This window comes from Prosthecomicrobium pneumaticum (assembly GCF_014199915.1).
In the GTDB taxonomy this organism is placed as follows: domain Bacteria; phylum Pseudomonadota; class Alphaproteobacteria; order Rhizobiales; family Kaistiaceae; genus Prosthecomicrobium; species Prosthecomicrobium pneumaticum.
In genome coordinates, this window is sequence record NZ_JACHOO010000007.1 from 80,373 (window position 1) to 97,259 (window position 16,887).

Annotated in this window: 20 protein-coding genes; 3 read left to right on the forward strand and 17 right to left on the reverse strand. The window is 68.8% G+C overall.

Annotated elements, in window-relative coordinates; genetic code table 11:
* Positions 1-25: 25 nt before the first annotated feature.
* From GGQ63_RS16270 to crcB, 4 genes are all read right to left on the reverse strand, one after another.
* On the reverse strand, positions 26-1,558 hold the full coding sequence (locus tag GGQ63_RS16270; RefSeq protein WP_183857668.1) for an acyl-CoA carboxylase subunit beta: 1,533 nt from the start codon (positions 1,556-1,558) through the stop codon (positions 26-28).
* Between the two features lie 93 nt (positions 1,559-1,651).
* Positions 1,652-2,434, reverse strand: a complete 783-nt coding sequence (locus GGQ63_RS16275) for an ATP12 family chaperone protein (RefSeq protein ID WP_183857669.1) — start codon at positions 2,432-2,434, stop codon at positions 1,652-1,654.
* Positions 2,431-3,441, reverse strand: a complete 1,011-nt coding sequence (locus GGQ63_RS16280; RefSeq protein WP_183857670.1) for an RluA family pseudouridine synthase — start codon at positions 3,439-3,441, stop codon at positions 2,431-2,433. Before GGQ63_RS16280 ends, GGQ63_RS16275 begins: the two co-directional genes overlap by 4 nt.
* Before the next feature lie 35 nt (positions 3,442-3,476).
* The gene (gene crcB, locus GGQ63_RS16285) at positions 3,477-3,857 is read right to left on the reverse strand and encodes a fluoride efflux transporter CrcB (protein WP_183857671.1); all 381 of its coding nucleotides are present in this window, start codon (positions 3,855-3,857) and stop codon (positions 3,477-3,479) included.
* A gap of 93 nt (positions 3,858-3,950) precedes the next feature.
* On the opposite strand from crcB, the gene GGQ63_RS16290 reads away from it, so the two are divergent.
* Positions 3,951-5,189, forward strand: coding sequence for a TIGR03862 family flavoprotein (locus GGQ63_RS16290; RefSeq protein WP_183857672.1), 1,239 nt, complete (start codon positions 3,951-3,953; stop codon positions 5,187-5,189).
* Positions 5,190-5,193: 4 nt separating this feature from the next.
* Here the strand turns inward: GGQ63_RS16290 and GGQ63_RS16295 are convergent, their stop codons facing one another.
* The 4 genes from GGQ63_RS16295 to GGQ63_RS16310 all read right to left on the reverse strand — a co-directional run bounded on the left by GGQ63_RS16295 (position 5,194) and on the right by GGQ63_RS16310 (position 8,650).
* The gene (locus tag GGQ63_RS16295) at positions 5,194-5,580 is read right to left on the reverse strand and encodes a type II toxin-antitoxin system VapC family toxin (protein WP_183857673.1); all 387 of its coding nucleotides are present in this window, start codon (positions 5,578-5,580) and stop codon (positions 5,194-5,196) included.
* On the reverse strand, positions 5,577-5,840 hold the full coding sequence (locus tag GGQ63_RS16300; RefSeq protein WP_183857674.1) for a type II toxin-antitoxin system Phd/YefM family antitoxin: 264 nt from the start codon (positions 5,838-5,840) through the stop codon (positions 5,577-5,579). Before GGQ63_RS16300 ends, GGQ63_RS16295 begins: the two co-directional genes overlap by 4 nt.
* A gap of 87 nt (positions 5,841-5,927) precedes the next feature.
* A complete protein-coding gene (locus GGQ63_RS16305) occupies positions 5,928-7,211 on the reverse strand; it encodes a replication-associated recombination protein A (RefSeq protein ID WP_183857791.1) in 1,284 nt (427 codons plus the stop codon).
* 29 nt (positions 7,212-7,240) lie between these two features.
* A complete protein-coding gene (locus GGQ63_RS16310) occupies positions 7,241-8,650 on the reverse strand; it encodes a DegQ family serine endoprotease (RefSeq protein ID WP_183857675.1) in 1,410 nt (469 codons plus the stop codon).
* Between the two features lie 128 nt (positions 8,651-8,778).
* On the opposite strand from GGQ63_RS16310, the gene GGQ63_RS16315 reads away from it, so the two are divergent.
* Together GGQ63_RS16315 and GGQ63_RS16320 are read left to right on the forward strand one after the other, a co-directional pair.
* On the forward strand, positions 8,779-9,762 hold the full coding sequence (locus tag GGQ63_RS16315; RefSeq protein WP_183857676.1) for a hypothetical protein: 984 nt from the start codon (positions 8,779-8,781) through the stop codon (positions 9,760-9,762).
* A gap of 25 nt (positions 9,763-9,787) precedes the next feature.
* The gene (locus GGQ63_RS16320) at positions 9,788-10,939 is read left to right on the forward strand and encodes a serine hydrolase domain-containing protein (RefSeq protein WP_183857677.1); all 1,152 of its coding nucleotides are present in this window, start codon (positions 9,788-9,790) and stop codon (positions 10,937-10,939) included.
* A gap of 62 nt (positions 10,940-11,001) precedes the next feature.
* Here the strand turns inward: GGQ63_RS16320 and GGQ63_RS16325 are convergent, their stop codons facing one another.
* From GGQ63_RS16325 to rpmD, 9 genes are all read right to left on the reverse strand, one after another.
* The gene (locus GGQ63_RS16325) at positions 11,002-11,190 is read right to left on the reverse strand and encodes a hypothetical protein (protein WP_183857678.1); all 189 of its coding nucleotides are present in this window, start codon (positions 11,188-11,190) and stop codon (positions 11,002-11,004) included.
* Positions 11,191-11,412: 222 nt separating this feature from the next.
* A complete protein-coding gene (gene rplQ, locus GGQ63_RS16330) occupies positions 11,413-11,841 on the reverse strand; it encodes a 50S ribosomal protein L17 (RefSeq protein ID WP_183857679.1) in 429 nt (142 codons plus the stop codon).
* Between the two features lie 50 nt (positions 11,842-11,891).
* A complete protein-coding gene (locus GGQ63_RS16335) occupies positions 11,892-12,908 on the reverse strand; it encodes a DNA-directed RNA polymerase subunit alpha (protein WP_183857680.1) in 1,017 nt (338 codons plus the stop codon).
* A gap of 130 nt (positions 12,909-13,038) precedes the next feature.
* Positions 13,039-13,428 (reverse strand): 30S ribosomal protein S11, encoded by a 390-nt coding sequence (gene rpsK, locus GGQ63_RS16340; RefSeq protein WP_183857681.1) that lies wholly within the window; start codon positions 13,426-13,428, stop codon positions 13,039-13,041.
* Positions 13,429-13,530: 102 nt separating this feature from the next.
* Positions 13,531-13,899, reverse strand: a complete 369-nt coding sequence (gene rpsM / locus GGQ63_RS16345; protein ID WP_183857682.1) for a 30S ribosomal protein S13 — start codon at positions 13,897-13,899, stop codon at positions 13,531-13,533.
* Between the two features lie 151 nt (positions 13,900-14,050).
* Positions 14,051-14,656 (reverse strand): adenylate kinase, encoded by a 606-nt coding sequence (locus GGQ63_RS16350; RefSeq protein WP_183857683.1) that lies wholly within the window; start codon positions 14,654-14,656, stop codon positions 14,051-14,053.
* On the reverse strand, positions 14,653-15,984 hold the full coding sequence (gene secY / locus GGQ63_RS16355; protein ID WP_183857684.1) for a preprotein translocase subunit SecY: 1,332 nt from the start codon (positions 15,982-15,984) through the stop codon (positions 14,653-14,655). The genes GGQ63_RS16350 and secY overlap by 4 nt, the downstream gene beginning before the upstream one ends.
* A 183-nt stretch (positions 15,985-16,167) precedes the next feature.
* Positions 16,168-16,653 carry a 50S ribosomal protein L15 gene (gene rplO / locus GGQ63_RS16360; protein ID WP_183857685.1) on the reverse strand — a complete coding sequence of 162 codons (486 nt, stop codon included), beginning with the start codon at positions 16,651-16,653 and terminating at the stop codon, positions 16,168-16,170.
* A gap of 22 nt (positions 16,654-16,675) precedes the next feature.
* Positions 16,676-16,870: a 50S ribosomal protein L30 gene (rpmD, locus tag GGQ63_RS16365; protein WP_183857686.1), complete on the reverse strand. Its 195-nt coding sequence runs from the start codon at positions 16,868-16,870 to the stop codon at positions 16,676-16,678.
* Positions 16,871-16,887: the final 17 nt, after the last annotated feature.

Below are 16,887 nucleotides of genomic sequence, written 5' to 3' on the forward strand. Positions count from 1 at the left end.
CGATTTCTCTTTCTTCCTCAATCGCCTAGAGTGGAATGTTGTCGTGCTTCTTCCACGGGTTCTCGAGCTGCTTGTTGCGCAGCAGACGGAGCGCCCGGGCGATCCGGCGGCGGGTCGAATGCGGCATGATCACCTCGTCGATATAGCCGCGCTCGGCGGCGACGAAGGGTGACAGGAAGCGGTCCTCATACTCCTTCGTCCGCTCGGCGAGCTTCTCCCTGTCGCCGTTCTCGGCGCGGAAGATGATCTCGACGGCGCCCTTCGCGCCCATCACGGCGATCTGCGCCGTCGGCCAGGCATAGATGACGTCGCCGCGCAGGTGCTTCGAGGCCATCACGTCATAGGCGCCGCCATAGGCCTTGCGGGTGATCACCGTGATCTTCGGCACCGTCGCCTCGCCATAGGCGAAGAGGAGCTTCGCCCCGTGCTTGATCAGGCCGCCATATTCCTGCGCGGTCCCCGGGAGGAAGCCCGGCACGTCGACGAAGGTGACGATCGGGATCGAGAAGGCGTCGCAGAAGCGGACGAAGCGCGCGGCCTTGCGGCTCGCATCGGCATCGAGCACGCCGGCGAGCACCATCGGCTGGTTGGCGACGATGCCGACCGTGCGCCCCTCCATGCGGCCGAAGCCGGTGACGATGTTCCGGGCGAAGGCCGCCTGGATCTCGAAGAAGTCGCCCTCGTCGACGGTCTTTCCGATCAGCTCCTTGACGTCATAGGGCTTGTTCGGATTGTCGGGCACCAGCGTGTCGAGCGAGGGCTCGGCGCGGTCGGCCGGATCGACGCTCTCGATCTCGGGCAGCGGCGCGCGGTTGTTCGCGGGCAGGAAGTCGATCAGCCGGCGCATCTCGATCAGCGCCTCGACATCGTCGTCGAAGGCGCCGTCGGCGATCGAGGAGCGCGTCGTGTGCACCTTGGCTCCGCCGAGCTCTTCGGCCGTGACGCTCTCATTCGTCACCGTCTTCACCACGTCCGGCCCGGTGACGAACATGTAGCTCGTGTCGCGCACCATGAAGATGAAGTCGGTCATCGCCGGCGAGTAGACGTCGCCGCCGGCGCAGGGTCCCATGATGACGGAGACCTGCGGGATCACGCCCGAGGCGAGCACGTTGCGCTGGAACACCTCGCCATAGCCGGCGAGCGCCGCGACGCCCTCCTGGATGCGCGCGCCGCCGGCATCGAACAGGCCGATGATCGGGGCGCCGTTCTTCAGCGCCATGTCCTGGATCTTGGTGATCTTCTGGGCGTGCGTCTCGGAGAGGGAGCCGCCGAACACCGTGAAATCCTTGGCGAAGACATAGACGACCCGGCCGTTCACCGTGCCCCAGCCGGTGACGACGCCGTCGCCGGCGATCCGCGTCTTCGCCATGCCGAAATCGGTCGCCCGGTGCTCGACGAACATGTCGAACTCCTCGAACGAGTCCTCGTCGAGCAGCACGGCGATGCGCTCGCGCGCCGTCAGCTTCGCCTTCATGTGCTGCGCGGCGATGCGAGCCTCGCCGCCGCCGAGCCGTGCCCGGGCGCGGCGCGCCTCGAGCTCCTCCAGAATGTGTTTCATACCCCGGTCCCGCACCGTCTCATGACCGATTGATAGCACCGGGCGGAGATGGCGGCGACGCTTCCTTCGACGGATAAAACGGCCGCGGCCGGTTCAGCCGCCGGCGCCGAGAACGAAGGCGGCGGCGTCGAACTCGCGCCGGCGAGCGGCGCGGCGAGCGGACGCCTCTTCATCGCCCCCCCACAGGCTCGCCTGATAGTCCTCGTCGACATGCGCTGCCGTCCAGGCCGCATCGGCGCTCAGCCCGCCATGGACGAGCGCGAGCGCCAGAGCCGCCGAGCCGGTCAGCGTCGTGATCGAGGAGAGCGCGGCGAGTGCGAGCGGATCGGGATCGCCGAGCGCCCGGTCGAACAGCGGCGCCGTCTCGTCGGGCTGCGCGACATGCACCACGCCGCCGGCGAGCACGAAGCGCAGGCCGAACCGCTCGCGCAGGAAGGCGAGCGGCGGGTCCCAGTGCTCGGTCTGCAGCTCGGCGAGGCGCTGCGGCCCATCGGCCCGGTAGCAGAGGAGGTCCGAACCCGCATAGCGCACGATCTCCGCCCGCACGGCCGCCATCTCGCGCGCGACGCCGTCCAGCGCGGAATTGACGAGACGGGTGAGCGGCATCGCGGCCGGGTCGATCTCGGCGCCTTGCGCGTTCCATTCCGCGGCGAGCGCTTCGGCGATGCGGGCCTTCGCGACGGCGAGCGGCGCGCGGGCCGGGGTGCGCGCCCGGCGGCCGTCGAGCGTCAGCACGAAACCTTCCGGAGCCGGTTCATAGGCCGCTCGCTCATAGAACCGCTTCGGCCTGGCCGGCGCAGCGAGCTTGCGCGCAGTCTCGACGGGATTGCCCGTCGCCGAAGGGGTTTCGAACCAGTCGACCTCGTCCGCCTTCATTCGTCCTCCACCGCCTCGTCGGCCTCGTCGCCCATGGTCGCGTCGAAACCGAGCAGATTCCAGCTCTGCTTCATATGGGGCGGCAGAGGCGCGGTGACATCGAGAATGCCGCCGGCGGGGTGCGGGATGACGATGCGGCGGGCGTGCAAATGGAGTTTCTGCTGCATGCCGCCCGGAAAGGTCCAGTTCGAATCGGCCTCGAAATATTTCGGATCGCCGATGATCGGATGGCCGATATGGGCGGCATGGGCGCGCAACTGGTGCGTCCGGCCGGTGACGGGCCGCATGGTCAGCCAGGCGAGATTCTGGCCCGCCTGGTCGACGACGCTGTAGAGCGAGACGGCGTGGCTGGCATCCTCCTCGCCGTGCTTCGCCACCTTCATCCGCTCGTCGCCGGGACCGCCCTCCTTGGCGAGCCAGGTCGAAATGCGGCCCTGCCGGGGCTTCGGGACGCCCTTGACCAGCGCCCAATAGACCTTGCGCGTGGTGCGCGCCCGGAAGGCGCCGGCGAGCTTCGAAGCCGCGAGCCGGGTACGGGCGACGACGAGCACGCCGGAGGTGTCGCGGTCGAGCCGGTGGACCAGCCGCGGCTTCTGGCCCTTCCGGTCGCGGAAGACCTCGAGCATGCCGTCGATATGGGTCGAGAGGCCGGAGCCGCCCTGCACGGCGAGGCCGGGCGGTTTGTTGAAGACGAAGACGTGCTCGTCCTCGTGCAGGATCATGTCGCGCAGCGCCTTTTCCGCGCCGCCGGGCGCGATCGCGCCCGGCTTCGCCTCATAGGCGCTGTTGCCCGCCTCGTCCGTGCCGAGCGGGGGAATGCGGATCGCCATGCCGGGGTCGACGCGATCGCTCGTCTTCGCCCGCGCACCATCGACGCGAACCTGGCCGGAACGCAGCAGCTTCTGCAGATGACCGAAAGAAAGGCCCGGATAGTGCTGCTTGAACCATCGGTCGAGCCGCATCCCGGCCTCGTCCGGCTTCACCACACGCGTGACGACACCCGCCATCGATTTTTCATCCTCTTCGGGCCGGCGTCATAGCATCAGGCGAGCGTCCTTACGAGGGCAAGGCCCAGAAACACCGCCGCGATGGCCCCGAGCACCGAGACGAGAACATAGAGGATCGCAGAAGGTGCCGCGCCGCGTTCGAGAAGTACCGCGACATCGAGCGAGAAGGCGGAGAAGGTGGTGAAGCCGCCGAGCACGCCGGTGGCGAGGAAGAGACGGGCCCCTTGCGTCCAGCCCTCACCGGCCTTCAGCGCCAGCCAGCCGGCGAGCAGCCCCATCAGGAAACAGCCGAGAAGGTTGATCACCATCGTGCCGAAGGGGAAGTCCGGCCCGGCGAGACGCATCGCCAGCGTGTTGACGCCGTGACGGGCAGCGCCGCCGATGCCGGCGCCGAGGAAGACGATGAGGAAGGGCATGGCGGCTCTCGGAAACGACGAGCGGGGAAGACAGGGAGGCGACGACATCCTATACCGCTCGCCGCCCCACAGGACCGAAATCGACCGCTGCCGATGATCGCACCCCCGCATCCCGCCCCTCGCCGCACCGTCGCGATCGTCGGCGCCGGACCGGCCGGCCTCGCCGCCGCGGAGCGGCTCGCCATGGCGGGTCATGCGGTCACCGTCTACGACCGCATGCCGTCCGCCGGACGGAAGTTCCTGATGGCCGGACGCGGCGGGCTCAACCTCACCCATTCCGAGCCGCTCGATGCCTTTCTCGGCCGCTATGGCGCGGCGCGGGGCTGGCTCGAGCCGATGATCGCGGCATTTCCGCCCGACGCGCTGCGCGCCTGGGCGGACGGGCTCGGCGCCGAGACCTTCGTCGGATCGAGCGGCCGGGTGTTCCCGAAGGCGATGAAGGCCTCGCCGCTGCTGCGCGCCTGGCTCGCCCGGCTCGGCGGTCTCGGAGTCGGAATCGCGACACGGCGGACGTTCCTCGGCTGGGACGAGACGGGCGCCCTGCTCTTTCGCGGGCCCGACGGCACGACAGAAGCGGTCGCCGCCGATGCGACGCTGCTTGCGCTCGGCGGGGCGAGCTGGCCCCGGCTCGGCTCGGACGGCGGCTGGGCGCCCCTGCTCGCGGAACGCGGCGTCGCGATCGCGCGGCTCCGGCCCGCCAATGCCGGCGTCCGCATCGACTGGAGCACGACCTTCGCCGAGCGCTTCGCCGGCGCGCCCGTGAAATCCGCCGCCTTCCTCCATGTCGGGCGGCGGCTCCGCGGCGAGGCGGTGGTTACCGCGACGGGCCTCGAAGGCGGCACGATCTATACGCTCTTCCCGGCGCTCCGCGACGCCGTCGAGACCGGGAGGACCGCGACGCTGACGCTCGATCTCGCGCCCGATCTCCCGTTGGAAACGCTCGTCACGCGCCTCGCCGCCCGGCCGGCGGCCGAATCGCTCTCCAACCGGCTGCGCAAAGCCGCGCATCTCGCGCCGGTTTCGGTGGGGCTGCTGCGCGAGGCGGCAGGCAACACGCCGCCGAAATCGGCCGACGCGCTCGCGGCGCTCGTCAAGGCGGCGCCGTTTCGCCTCACGGGCGTCGCACCGATCGAGCGGGCGATCTCGACTGCCGGCGGCATCGCCCGGGAGGCGGTGGACGGGCGGCTCATGCTCACCGCCCTCCCGGGCACCTTCGTCGCCGGGGAAATGCTCGACTGGGAGGCGCCGACCGGCGGCTATCTGCTGCAGGCGTCGTTCGCCTCGGGCCTCTGGGCGGCCGAAGGCATCATCGCGCGGCTCGGCGCCGGCTGAGCGCTCACCATAGCCGCGACACACCGAAGGCGTCGAAGACCGTTTCGTTGGACACGAGCACCATCTCCTCGGCGAGCGCCTGCGCGATCAGCATGCGGTCGAACGGATCCCTGTGCTCGCCGGGCATCGAGCCGGCACGGCGGCCGTGTTCGAAGCTGATCGGAAGCAGCTCGAAGCCTTCCGCTTGGATCTCTTCCGCCAGCCGCCCGACGACGGACGCGACGGAAGGCAGTTTGCCCCTTCGCACCTTGGTCGTCATCTCCCAAGCCGTCGCGGCACTCACGAACACCGTATTCTCCGGGTCGCCGATCGCCGCCTCGGCCCGAAGGGACAGTCGCTCACTGTCCTCGAGCCACCAGATCAACGCGTGCGTGTCGAGCAGCAGTCTCAATCCGGATCGTTCCAGGCTCTGAGTTCGTCATCCGGAAGCGGATCAAAGAAGGAATCGTCCAGATGGATGAGGCCTTTCAGACGTCCGGGCCGCCGCCGCGGCCGATCATCTGTGAGCGGTTCGGCCGCCGATTCAGGGATCGGCACGAGCCTCGCGACGGGCTCGCTTCCCTTCGCGATCACCACCTCGCCGCCGGCGCGCACGGTCTCGATCAGCGCGGCGAGGTCGGCCTTCGCCTTCTCGATGGTGACGGTCGTCATGCTGCGCCCTCCTTGTCGGCCTGCGCTCCTCGCTCGAGGTAAGCACTCGGCCACCGGAACAGCAAGCGGCAGGCGGCTCGCGAACCTTCAGGGCTCTCCCCGCTCCTTCCTGAGCTTCGCCCAATAATCCATCCGCTTGCGGATCTCGCGCTCGAAGCCGCGCTCGGCGGGAGCATAGAAGCTCTGCCGGCCGAGCGCCTCGGGAAAATAGTTCTGGCCGGAAAAGGCGTCGGGCTCGTCGTGATCGTAGCGATAGCCCGCACCATAGCCCTCGCCCTTCATGAGCTTGGTCGGCGCGTTGAGGATGGTCTTCGGCGGCACGAGGGAGCCGGCCGACTTGGCGGTCGCCATCGCGGCCTTGTAGGCGGTATAGAGCGCGTTCGATTTCGGCGCGGTGGCGAGATAGACGGCGGCCTGCGCGAGCGCGAGCTCCCCTTCCGGACTGCCGAGATAGTCATAGGCGTCCTTCGCGGCATTGGCGATGCCGAGCGCCTGCGGGTCGGCGAGGCCGATGTCCTCGACCGCCATCCGGACAAGCCGGCGGCCGAGATAGAGCGGGTCCTCGCCGGCGTCGAGCATGCGGCAGAGATAATAGAGCGCCGCATCGGGGTCGGAGCCGCGCACGCTCTTGTGCAGCGCCGAGATCAGATTGTAGTGGCCGTCCTGGCTCTTGTCGTAGATCGGCGCGCGCCGCTGCACGATCGCCTGCAGCGCCGCGGCGTCGAACACCTCGTCCGCCCGCGCCGCGCGCCAGACCTCCTCGGCGAGCGTCAGCGCGGCACGGCCGTCGCCGTCGGCCATCCGAACCAGCGCGGCGCGCGCCGTCTCGTCGAGCGGCAGCGGCCGGCCCTCGATCGCCTCGGCGCGCGCGAGAAGCTGGGCGATCGCCGCCTCGCCGAGCGGCTGGAAGACCAGCACGCGGGCGCGCGACAGCAGCGCGGCATTGAGCTCGAAGGACGGGTTCTCGGTCGTCGCGCCGACGAGCGTCACCGTGCCGTCCTCCATAACGGGCAGGAAGCTGTCCTGCTGCGCCCGGTTGAAGCGGTGGATCTCGTCGACGAAGAGCAGCGTGCCCTGGCCGATCGCCCGCCGGCCACGCGCCTGCTCGAACACCTTCTTCAGTTCCGCGACACCCGAGAAGATCGCCGAGATCTGCTCGAAATGCAGGTCCGTCTCGCGGGCGAGCAGGCGCGCGACGGTGGTCTTGCCGGTGCCGGGCGGCCCCCAGAAGATCATCGAGCCGAGCGAGCCCGAGCGCAGCATGCGGCCGAGCGCGCCGTCGGGGCCGACGAGATGGTCCTGCCCGACGACATCGGCGAGCTTCTCCGGCCGCATGCGGTCGGCGAGCGGCCGCGGCGCCGCCTTCTCCATGCCCGCGGCCTCGAAGAGGTTCGCCACCGCTAGCCGCCGATCACCGACCGGACTATGCGGCCGCCGCGCTCGATCGAGACGCGCCACAGACCGATTCGCTGGCGGGCGATCTGCGCGAGTGCCGCCGTCGTCTCGACGGGCTGGCGGTTGATCTCGACCAGCACATCGCCGGGGCGGAAGCCGACATCGGCGGCGTTCGAGCCGTCGGCGACCGCCGTGACGAGCGCACCGCTGGTCTGCCGGCCGCGATAGCCGAGTTCCTCCGTCACGGCGGGTGACAGGTTGACCACTGTGAGGCCGGCAAAGGGGGAGCCGCCATCGATCGTGCGCTCGTCGCGCGGCACGGTCTCGGGCGCCGCTTCGAGGGCGAGCGTCGCGGTGCGTTCGCGGCCCTTGCGCAGATAGCGCAGCTCCGCCGCACCGCCGACGCCGCGCGTCGCGAGGCGATAGTTGAGCGCGTTCGGGTCATCGACGTCGAGCCCGTCGACCGCCACCACGACATCGCCGGCGGCGAGGCCCGCCCGCTCCGCCGGACCACCCGGAACGAGCGCCGTGACGAGCGCGCCGCGCGGCCGGTCGAGGCCGAGCCCCTCGGCGAGTTCGCCGTTCAGCGCCTGGAAGTCGGCGCCGATCCAGGGGCGCTTGACCGCACCACCCGACTTCGCCGCATCGGCCACCACCCGGACGAGGTTGGCGGGGATGGCGAAGCCGATGCCCATCGAGCCGCCGCTGCGCGAATAGATCGCCGTGTTGATGCCGACCAGGCGGCCGTCGACATCGATCAGCGCGCCGCCGGAATTGCCGGGATTGATCGCAGCGTCGGTCTGGATGAAGAACTGGTAGTCGCTGACGCCGACCTGGGTGCGGGCGAGCGCCGAGACGATGCCGCTCGTCACCGTCTGGCCGACGCCGAACGGGTTGCCGATGGCGAGCACGATGTCGCCCACTTCGAGCGCGTCGGAATCGGCGAAGGCGAGCGTCGGATAGGTGCCCTTCTCCTTGATCCGCAGGATGGCGAGGTCGGTGCGCTCGTCCTTCAGCACGATCTCGCATTCGAGTTCGCGCCGGTCGGACAGCGCGACCTTCACCTCGTCGGCGTTCTCGATGACGTGGTTGTTGGTCACGATGATGCCCGAGGGATCGACGATCACGCCCGAGCCGAGCGATTGCTGGACGCGCGAGCGCGGCGCGGCGGGCGCATCGTCGAGACCGAAGAAGCGCCGGAAGAACGGATCGTCCATGAAGGGCGAGTTGCGCTGCCGCACGGTGCGCGAGGCGTAGACGTTGACGACGGCGGGCGAGACCTGCTTGACGATCGGCGCGAAGGAATAGCGGATCGCCTCCTCCGTCCGCGGCACGACACGCTCCTGCGCGACAGCCGCAGAGAAGGCGATCACCGCGGCGAAGACCGCCAGTGCCGCACGGTAGAGTTGAGACATCGAGCGTTTCCTCCTTCTCGCCGCGAAACTAGCAGAGATGTCGCTTGCCCGCGGCATGCAGATCGTCTCAGTGTTTGCCTCGCGGCGTGTTCGGGATAATGCTGATACGCGGGGGGCACGGAGCCGCAATGCAATTTCTCGCAGCTTATTCGGCGGGCCTCGTCCTGCTCGCGATCGGCCTGTTCCGTTTGCTGGCCGGACGGGGTGGCGCGACCGGCGGGCTGATCTTGGTCGCCGGTCTGGTGCTCGCGGCCGCCGGCGGGGCGGCCATGGTGATCGCCCCGCGTGACGGGCAGACGCTGTCGCTCGGCTTCGGCGATGACGGCGGTTCGAAGAGCCAGGAGCGGCTCGACGACGGTGCACCCCAGGACGAGCCCGGCAGCAACGCCGCGGCGCCGGCGGCCCCGGCCGCGGCGGAAGCCGAGGCGCCGACCCGCCCGCCGCGAATCATCGAGGCGCCCACGACGACGATCCGGCCGGCGGACGGGGCGGTCACCGAAGACGTTCCGGCACCGGCGGCCAGCCCCGATTTCGTCGACCCGCTGACGCAGGATGCGCAGGCCGCCGCAGAGCCGACGCCGCCGCTGCCGACACCCCCGCCGGACGACGACCGCGCCGTCGCGCTCGCCTCGCTAGCCCCGGCCGCGAGCAAGAAACAGAAGGCCTTCATGGAGGCGCTCGCCAAGGGACGCGAGGCCTATCAGGCCGCCGCGGACGATGTCGCCCGTGAGGCCGCGCGTGCCGATCGTTCGGCGGCGCTCTGCGGCACCGCATCGAGCCCCGATGTCGAGAACTGGGCGGCCACCGTCGAGGCGATCGACACCGATCCGAGCGGCCGCATCGCCTTCGCGGTCGCCCTGCCGGATGGCACGATCCTGCGCACCTGGAACAACCCGATGTCCGATCTCGACGATCAGACGCTGGTGCTCGCCGGCACCGAGCTCGCCGGCATCATCGGCGGGCTGAAAACGGGTGACGCGGTGCGGGTGTCCGGCAGCCTCTTCCCCGAACCGCCGGATTGCTGGCGTTCGAGCCGGCTGTCGGTCGATCAGGCGATCCGCGAGCCGAGCTTCATCTTCCGTTTTACCCGTGTCGCCCGGCTGCAGAACTGACGAGCCGTAGCGAGGAAAGTCCCTGATGTCCGATTCGTTTGATACCGCAGCGCTCGCCGCCCGCGTCGATGCCGCCGTCGCGAAGGCGATCGCCGAGAACCGCATCGTCGGCGCCGTCGTCCTCGTCGCGAAGGACGGCGCGATCCTCCACCGCGGCGTCGCCGGGCTCGCCGACCGCGAGGCGGGACGGCCGATGACCGAGGATGCGATCTTCCGGCTCGCCTCGGTGACGAAGCCGCTCGTCGCGGCGGCGACCCTGTCGCTGATCGAGGCGGGTGCGCTGACGCTCGACACCCCGGTCTCCGCCCATCTGCCGCGATTCCGGCCGCGCCTCGCCGACGGCACCACGCCGGACATCCTGGTGCGCCACCTGCTCACCCATACGGCGGGCCTCGCCTATGGCTTCAAGGAGACGGCGGGCGGGCCTTACCGCGCCGCCGGGGTTTCGGACGGCCTCGAGATTTCGGGCCTGACGCTCGACGAAAACCTCGAGCGGATCGCCGCCGTGCCGCTCCGCTTCGCGCCCGGCACGGGCTGGTATTATTCGGTCGCGATCGATGTGCTCGGCGCGCTGTTGCAAGCGGTGACCGGCGAGACGCTGCCGGAGATCATCGCGGCGCGCGTGACGCGGCCGCTCGGGCTCGCCGACACCGCCTTCGGGGCCACGGATCCCGACCGGCTCGCCGTGCCCTACGCCGACGGCGACCCGGCACCGCTCCGCATGGCCGGTCGCACCGAGGTCGACAATGGCGAAGGGACGTGGCTGACCTTCGACCCGGATCGCGTCTTCGATCCTGCCGCCTTCCCCTCCGGCGGCGCGGGGATGGCCGGCACGGCCGGCGACATCCTCCGCTTCCTCGAGGCGCTGCGCACCGGCGGCGCGCCGATCCTCGGTGCTGAGACCGTCGCCGAGGGCTCGGCCAACCAGATCGGCGACCTGCCGCGCGAGGCGGACGACGCCGGCTGGCGCTTCGGCTTCTTCGGCGCGGTGCTCGACGATCCGGCTGCGGCGAAGACGCCGCAGGGCCGCGGCACCCTCCAATGGGGCGGCGCCTATGGCCACACCTGGTTCATCGACCCGGCGGCCGGCCTGTCCGCGGTCTACTTCACGAACACCGCGATGGAGGGCGTCGGCGGAGCCTTTCCGACCGAGATTCGCGACGCCATCTACGGCTGATCGGCGACCCGCCCGCTCTTCCGGCGCCCCTTCCCTCAAAAGGAGGGGCGCTCCCGAGAGCTTCAGAGCGACCAGTCGAGCGGGCGCCCGATCATCCCGTCGACACGCTCGGTCAGTCCGTCGAAATACGGGCGCATGAAGGCCGCCGCCTCCTCATCGAAGGGCCCGCAGGGCGGCGCCGCATTGGCGCGCGGGAACTTCCCGCCGAAGCCCGCCGGATCGACATCGAGAAAGGCCGCGAGCGTCCTCATCGTCCGCTCGGGCTGCCCTGCTCAGAGGATGAAGAGATTGGGGCTCGCCACCGGCCGCAGCGCGTTCCCGCCGAGACCGGCGCGAGCGTGATGATCAAAGGCCGCGGCGGCCCCCCGCCCGCTGCGCGCCGCATCGCCGCCCTTTCGCCCCCTTCCGAAAAGAGAAAAGGCGGCCCACGGGCCGCCCCATCCACCTTCGAAAAGAGACCCTCGGGGCACGGCTTACGCCGCCTCCTCCGTCGCCTCGACCTCGGCCGCATGGCGGGCCTTGTCGTCGGCGCCCTTCGCTGCCGGATCGCGGTCGACGAACTCGATCACCGCGATCGGCGCCGAATCGCCATAGCGGAAGCCGGCCTTGACGACACGGGTGTAGCCGCCGTGCCGCTCCTTGTAGCGCGGGCCGATCGTCTCGAAGAGCTTCTTCACCTGCTCGAGGTCGCGGATCTGCGCGATCGCCTGACGGCGGGCGTGCAGGTCGCCGCGCTTGCCGAGCGTCACGAGCTTCTCGACGATCGGACGCAGGTCCTTCGCCTTCGGCAGGGTCGTGACGATCTGCTCGTGCTTGATCAGCGACGCCGCCATGTTGGCGAACATCGCCTTGCGGTGGCTCGCGGTCCGGTTCAGCTTACGGCCGGATTTGCCGTGACGCATGGCCCTCTCCTCAGTCTTCTGTCCGGCGGCTCACGCCGCGGGTCGCTGTCTCAATAATGGTCTTCGTAGCGTTTGGCGAGCTCTTCGATGTTCTCCGGCGGCCAGTTGGTCACCTCCATGCCGAGATGGAGACCCATCTGGGCGAGAACTTCCTTGATCTCGTTCAGCGACTTGCGGCCGAAATTCGGAGTGCGGAGCATCTCCGCCTCGGTCTTCTGGATCAGGTCGCCGATATAGACGATGTTGTCGTTCTTCAGGCAGTTGGCCGAGCGGACCGAGAGTTCGAGCTCGTCGACCTTCTTCAGAAGTGCCGGGTTGAAGGCGAGCTCGGGGATCGACTCCGCCGCGGTCTCCTTCTCGGGCTCTTCGAAATTGACGAAGATCGAGAGCTGATCCTGCAGGATTCGCGCGGCATAGGCCACAGCGTCGTCAGGACGAATCGAGCCGTCGGTCTCGACCGTCAGCGTCAGCTTGTCATAATCGAGCACCTGGCCCTCGCGGGTGTTCTCGACCCGGTAGGACACCTTCTTGACCGGCGAATAGATCGCATCGACCGGGATCAGGCCGATCGGCGCGTCCTCGGGCCGGTTGCGGTCCGCCGCGACATAGCCCTTGCCAGTGTTGACGGTGAACTCCATGCGGATCTCGGCACCCTCGTCGAGCGTGCAGAGCACGAGACCGGGGTTGAGCACCTCGATGTCGCCCACCGTCTGGATGTCGCCCGCCGTGACGACACCCGGACCGGACTTCCTGACCACCATCCGCTTCGGGCCATCGCCCTGCATGCGGATCGCGATCTCCTTGATGTTGAGCACGATATCGGTGACGTCCTCGCGGACGCCCGGGATCGAGGAGAACTCGTGCAGGACACCGTCGATCTGGACGGCGGTGACCGCGGCGCCCTGGAGAGAGGAAAGCAGGACACGGCGCAGCGCATTGCCGAGCGTCAGACCGAAGCCGCGCTCCAGCGGCTCGGCGACGACGGTGGCGAGCCGCTTCGGGTCCGAACCGGGCGCAACATCGAGCTTGTTCGGCTTGATCAGCTCTTGCCAGTTCTTGTGGATCACGGTCGTATCCTTTCGGTCGTTGCGCCCTCCGCCGGGGCGGCGGCGCGGCGTTCCCGTCCGGACAGGGAACGCTGAATACGGATGAGAGCCCGACGCGAGAAGGCGGCCCGACGGGCCGCCCTGGCGAGGCTCAGACGCGCCGGCGCTTGCGCGGGCGGCAGCCGTTGTGCGCGATCGGCGTCACGTCGCGGATCGAGGTGATCGTGAAGCCGGCGGCCTGCAGGGCGCGGAGCGCCGACTCGCGGCCGGCGCCCGGGCCGGAAACCTCGACCTCGAGGGTGCGCATGCCGTGCTCGGTGGCCTTGCGGCTGGCATCTTCGGCGGCCATCTGGGCCGCGAACGGGGTCGACTTGCGCGAGCCCTTGAAGCCCATCATGCCGGCGGACGACCAGGAGATGGTGTTCCCCTGCGCGTCGGTGATGGTGATCATCGTGTTGTTGAACGTCGAATTCACATGCGCGACGCCGGAGGAGATGTTCTTGCGCTCGCGGCGGCGCACGCGGGTGGCTTCCTTGGCCATTTTCGGTCCTTACCTTTGATCTCGACACCGCCGTAATGCCGGCGGCTCCACCGGGTCCGTCGCGCCCGGCATCGGCCGGACGCGCGGACCGCTCGACGTCACTTACTTCTTCTTGCCGGCGATCGGCTTCGCCGGCCCCTTGCGGGTGCGGGCGTTGGTGTGCGTGCGCTGGCCGCGGACCGGCAGGCCCTTGCGGTGACGCAGGCCGCGATAGCAGCCGAGATCCATCAGCCGCTTGATGTTCATCGACACTTCGCGACGCAGGTCGCCCTCGACGAGATAGTCGCGGTCGATCACTTCGCGGATCTGCAGCACTTCCGCATCGGACAGCTCGTTGACGCGGCGCTGCGGCTCGATGCGCACCTTCTCGACGATCTCCTGCGCCTTGGCGGCGCCGATTCCATGGATATACTGAAGCGCGATGACGACGCGCTTGTTCGTCGGGATGTTGACGCCGGCGATACGGGCCATGGGCCGTCTCCATATGAGGAGCCGAAGCTCCGGTTGCAGCACACCCCGCGTCCGGTGGAGGCCGGCCCCTGCGGGGGATCTCATGAGCGAACGAGGCCGCCCTCGGCCAAACCGAGAAACGCCCTCGTGCCTATTCGGAAGGCGGCGAGCCTTAGCGGGTCGCGACCCGTTCGTCAAGTCGTTCGAGCGTATTTTCGATCGCGGCCGTGACATCATCGATCGACTGCATGCCGTCGATCTCGGTCAGCATGCCGCGCGCCCGATAGTAGGGCGACACCACGGCGGTGTCGCGATTGTAGGCGGCGAGCCGGGTCTTGAACACGTCCGGGTCGTCATCCTTGCGGACCGTGCCGCCCGCGGCGACCGTCTCGGCCGCCCGCTTGGCGATGCGCTCCACGAGCTTCGACTGGTCGACCTTGAGCTCGATCACGGCGTCGAGCTTCAGACCCTTGGCCGCCAGCATGTCGGCGAGCGCATCGGCCTGCGCGATGGTGCGCGGAAATCCGTCGAGGATGAAGCCGCGCTGCGCATCCGCTTCGTCGATTCGCTCGGCGACAATGCCGATCACCACCTCGTCCGGAACGAGATTGCCGCCGTCCATGATCGCCTTGGCCTTGCGGCCGATCGGGGTTCCCGACGCCACCGCGGCGCGCAGCATGTCGCCGGTGGAGAGCTGCGGGATACCGTAACGCTTGACCAGTCGTGCCGACTGTGTGCCCTTCCCTGCCCCCGGCGGTCCGAGCAGTATGAGCCTCATCGCTTCTTCCCTCTGAGCTTGGCCTTCTTGACGAGGCCTTCGTACTGGTGGGCCAGGAGATGCCCCTGGATCTGCGACACCGTATCCATCGTCACGTTCACGACGATGAGCAGCGAGGTGCCGCCGAAGTAGAACGGTACGCCCGTCGCCGAAATCAGGAATTCCGGCAGGAGGCAGACCACCACCAGATAAACAGCACCGACGACCGTAATGCGAGTCAGCACATGGTCGATATATTCCGCGGTGCGCTGACCCGGTCGGATGCCGGGGATGAAGCCGCCATGCTTCTTGAGGTTGTCGGCCGTGTCGGTCGGGTTGAAGACGATCGCCGTGTAGAAGAAGCAGAAGAACACGATCATCGCCGCATAGAGGACCATATAGAGCGGCTGGCCGTGACCGAGCACGGCGACGATCGTCTGGAACCACGCCGGACCCGTGCCGGCCGAGAAATTGGCGATCGTCGCCGGGAGCAGCAGGAGCGACGAGGCGAAGATCGGCGGGATGACGCCCGCGGTGTTCAGCTTGAGCGGCAGGTGCGAGGACTCGCCCTGGAACATCCGGTTGCCGATCTGGCGCTTCGGATACTGGATGATCAGCCGGCGCTGGGCCCGCTCCATATAGACGATGAAGGCGATCGCGGCGACCGCCACGACGACGACCATCAGGATCACCCAGCCCGACAGCGCGCCCTGGCGGCCGAGCTCGAGCATGCCGGCGAGCGCGTGCGGCAGGCCGGCCACGATGCCCGCGAAAATGATCAGCGAGATGCCGTTGCCGATGCCGCGCGAGGTGATCTGCTCGCCGAGCCACATCAGGAACAGCGTGCCGCCGGTCAGCGTGATCACGGTCGAGATGCGGAAGAACAGGCCCGGGTCGTGCACGATGTTGGTGCCGCCCTCGAGGCCGACGGCGATGCCATAGGCCTGCAGGACGGCGAGCAGCACCGTGCCGTAGCGCGTGTACTGGTTGATGATCTTGCGGCCGGCCTCGCCTTCCTTCTTCAGCGCCTCGAGCGAGGGGATGATCGAGGTGAGCAGCTGGACGATGATCGAGGCGGAGATGTAGGGCATGATCCCGAGGGCGAAGATCGCCATGCGGCCGACGGCGCCGCCCGAGAACATGTTGAAGAGCCCGACAATGCCGCTCTGCTGCTGCGAAAAGGCAGAAGCGAGCGCATCCGGATTGATGCCCGGCAGCGGAATATAGGTGCCGAGACGGTAGACGAGCAAAGCGCCGAGCGTGAACCAAATGCGCTTCTTCAGCGCCTCGGCCTTCGCGAAGGCGCCAAAGTTCAGGTTTGCCGCAAGTTGTTCAGCTGCTGATGCCATGCCCCGCTCCGATCGGGCTAATTGAGCCCCCGACCAGGCCATAGTTGGTTGGTCCGCGACGCCGCATCAAGCGACATCTCACTCGGCTCCGACGATAGGGCGAAGACCGCTCCGCCTCGCGGGGCAAAAACGCCGCAGGGTTGCGGCGTTCGCGCTGGGATCGACGGAGAGGCCCTAAGGGCCTCACGCCGCGTCGGTCGTCTCGACCTTGACGGCGAGCAGCTTGACGCTGCCGCCGGCCTTCTCGATCGCCTCGAGCGCCGGCTTCGACGCACCGGCAACCTCGAAGGAGACGGCCGACTTGAGCTCGCCCGGACCGAGAACGCGCACGCCGTCCTTGAGCCGCTTGATCACGCCGGCGGCCTTCAGGGCCTCCACCGTCACCGGCGCGGCCGCGTCGAGCTTGCCGGCCTCGATCGCCGCCTGGACGCGCTCGAGGCTGACCTCGTTATAGTCCTTGGCGAAGATGTTGTTGAAGCCGCGCTTCGGCAGGCGCCGATGCAGCGGCATCTGGCCGCCCTCGAAGCCGTTGATCGACACGCCGGTGCGGGACTTCTGGCCCTTGACGCCACGGCCGCCGGTCTTGCCCTTGCCCGAGCCGATGCCACGGCCGACCCGGATGCGCTCCTTGGTGGCGCCCGGATTGTCGCGGATTTCGTTGAGCTTCATGGTCGCTTCCTCGCTTTGCGGCTCACGCCTCGTCCACGACACGGACGAGATGCGCGACCTTGGCGATCATGCCGCGCACGGCCGGCGTGTCCTCGAGGGTCGCGCGGCGGCGAATCTTGTTGAGGCCGAGGCCGATCAGCGTCGCGCGCTGCTCGGCCGGGCGGCGGATCGGGCTGCCCGTCTGCTCGACGGTGACCGTCTTCTTGGCGGTGGCCATGATCGTTGTTCCTCGAC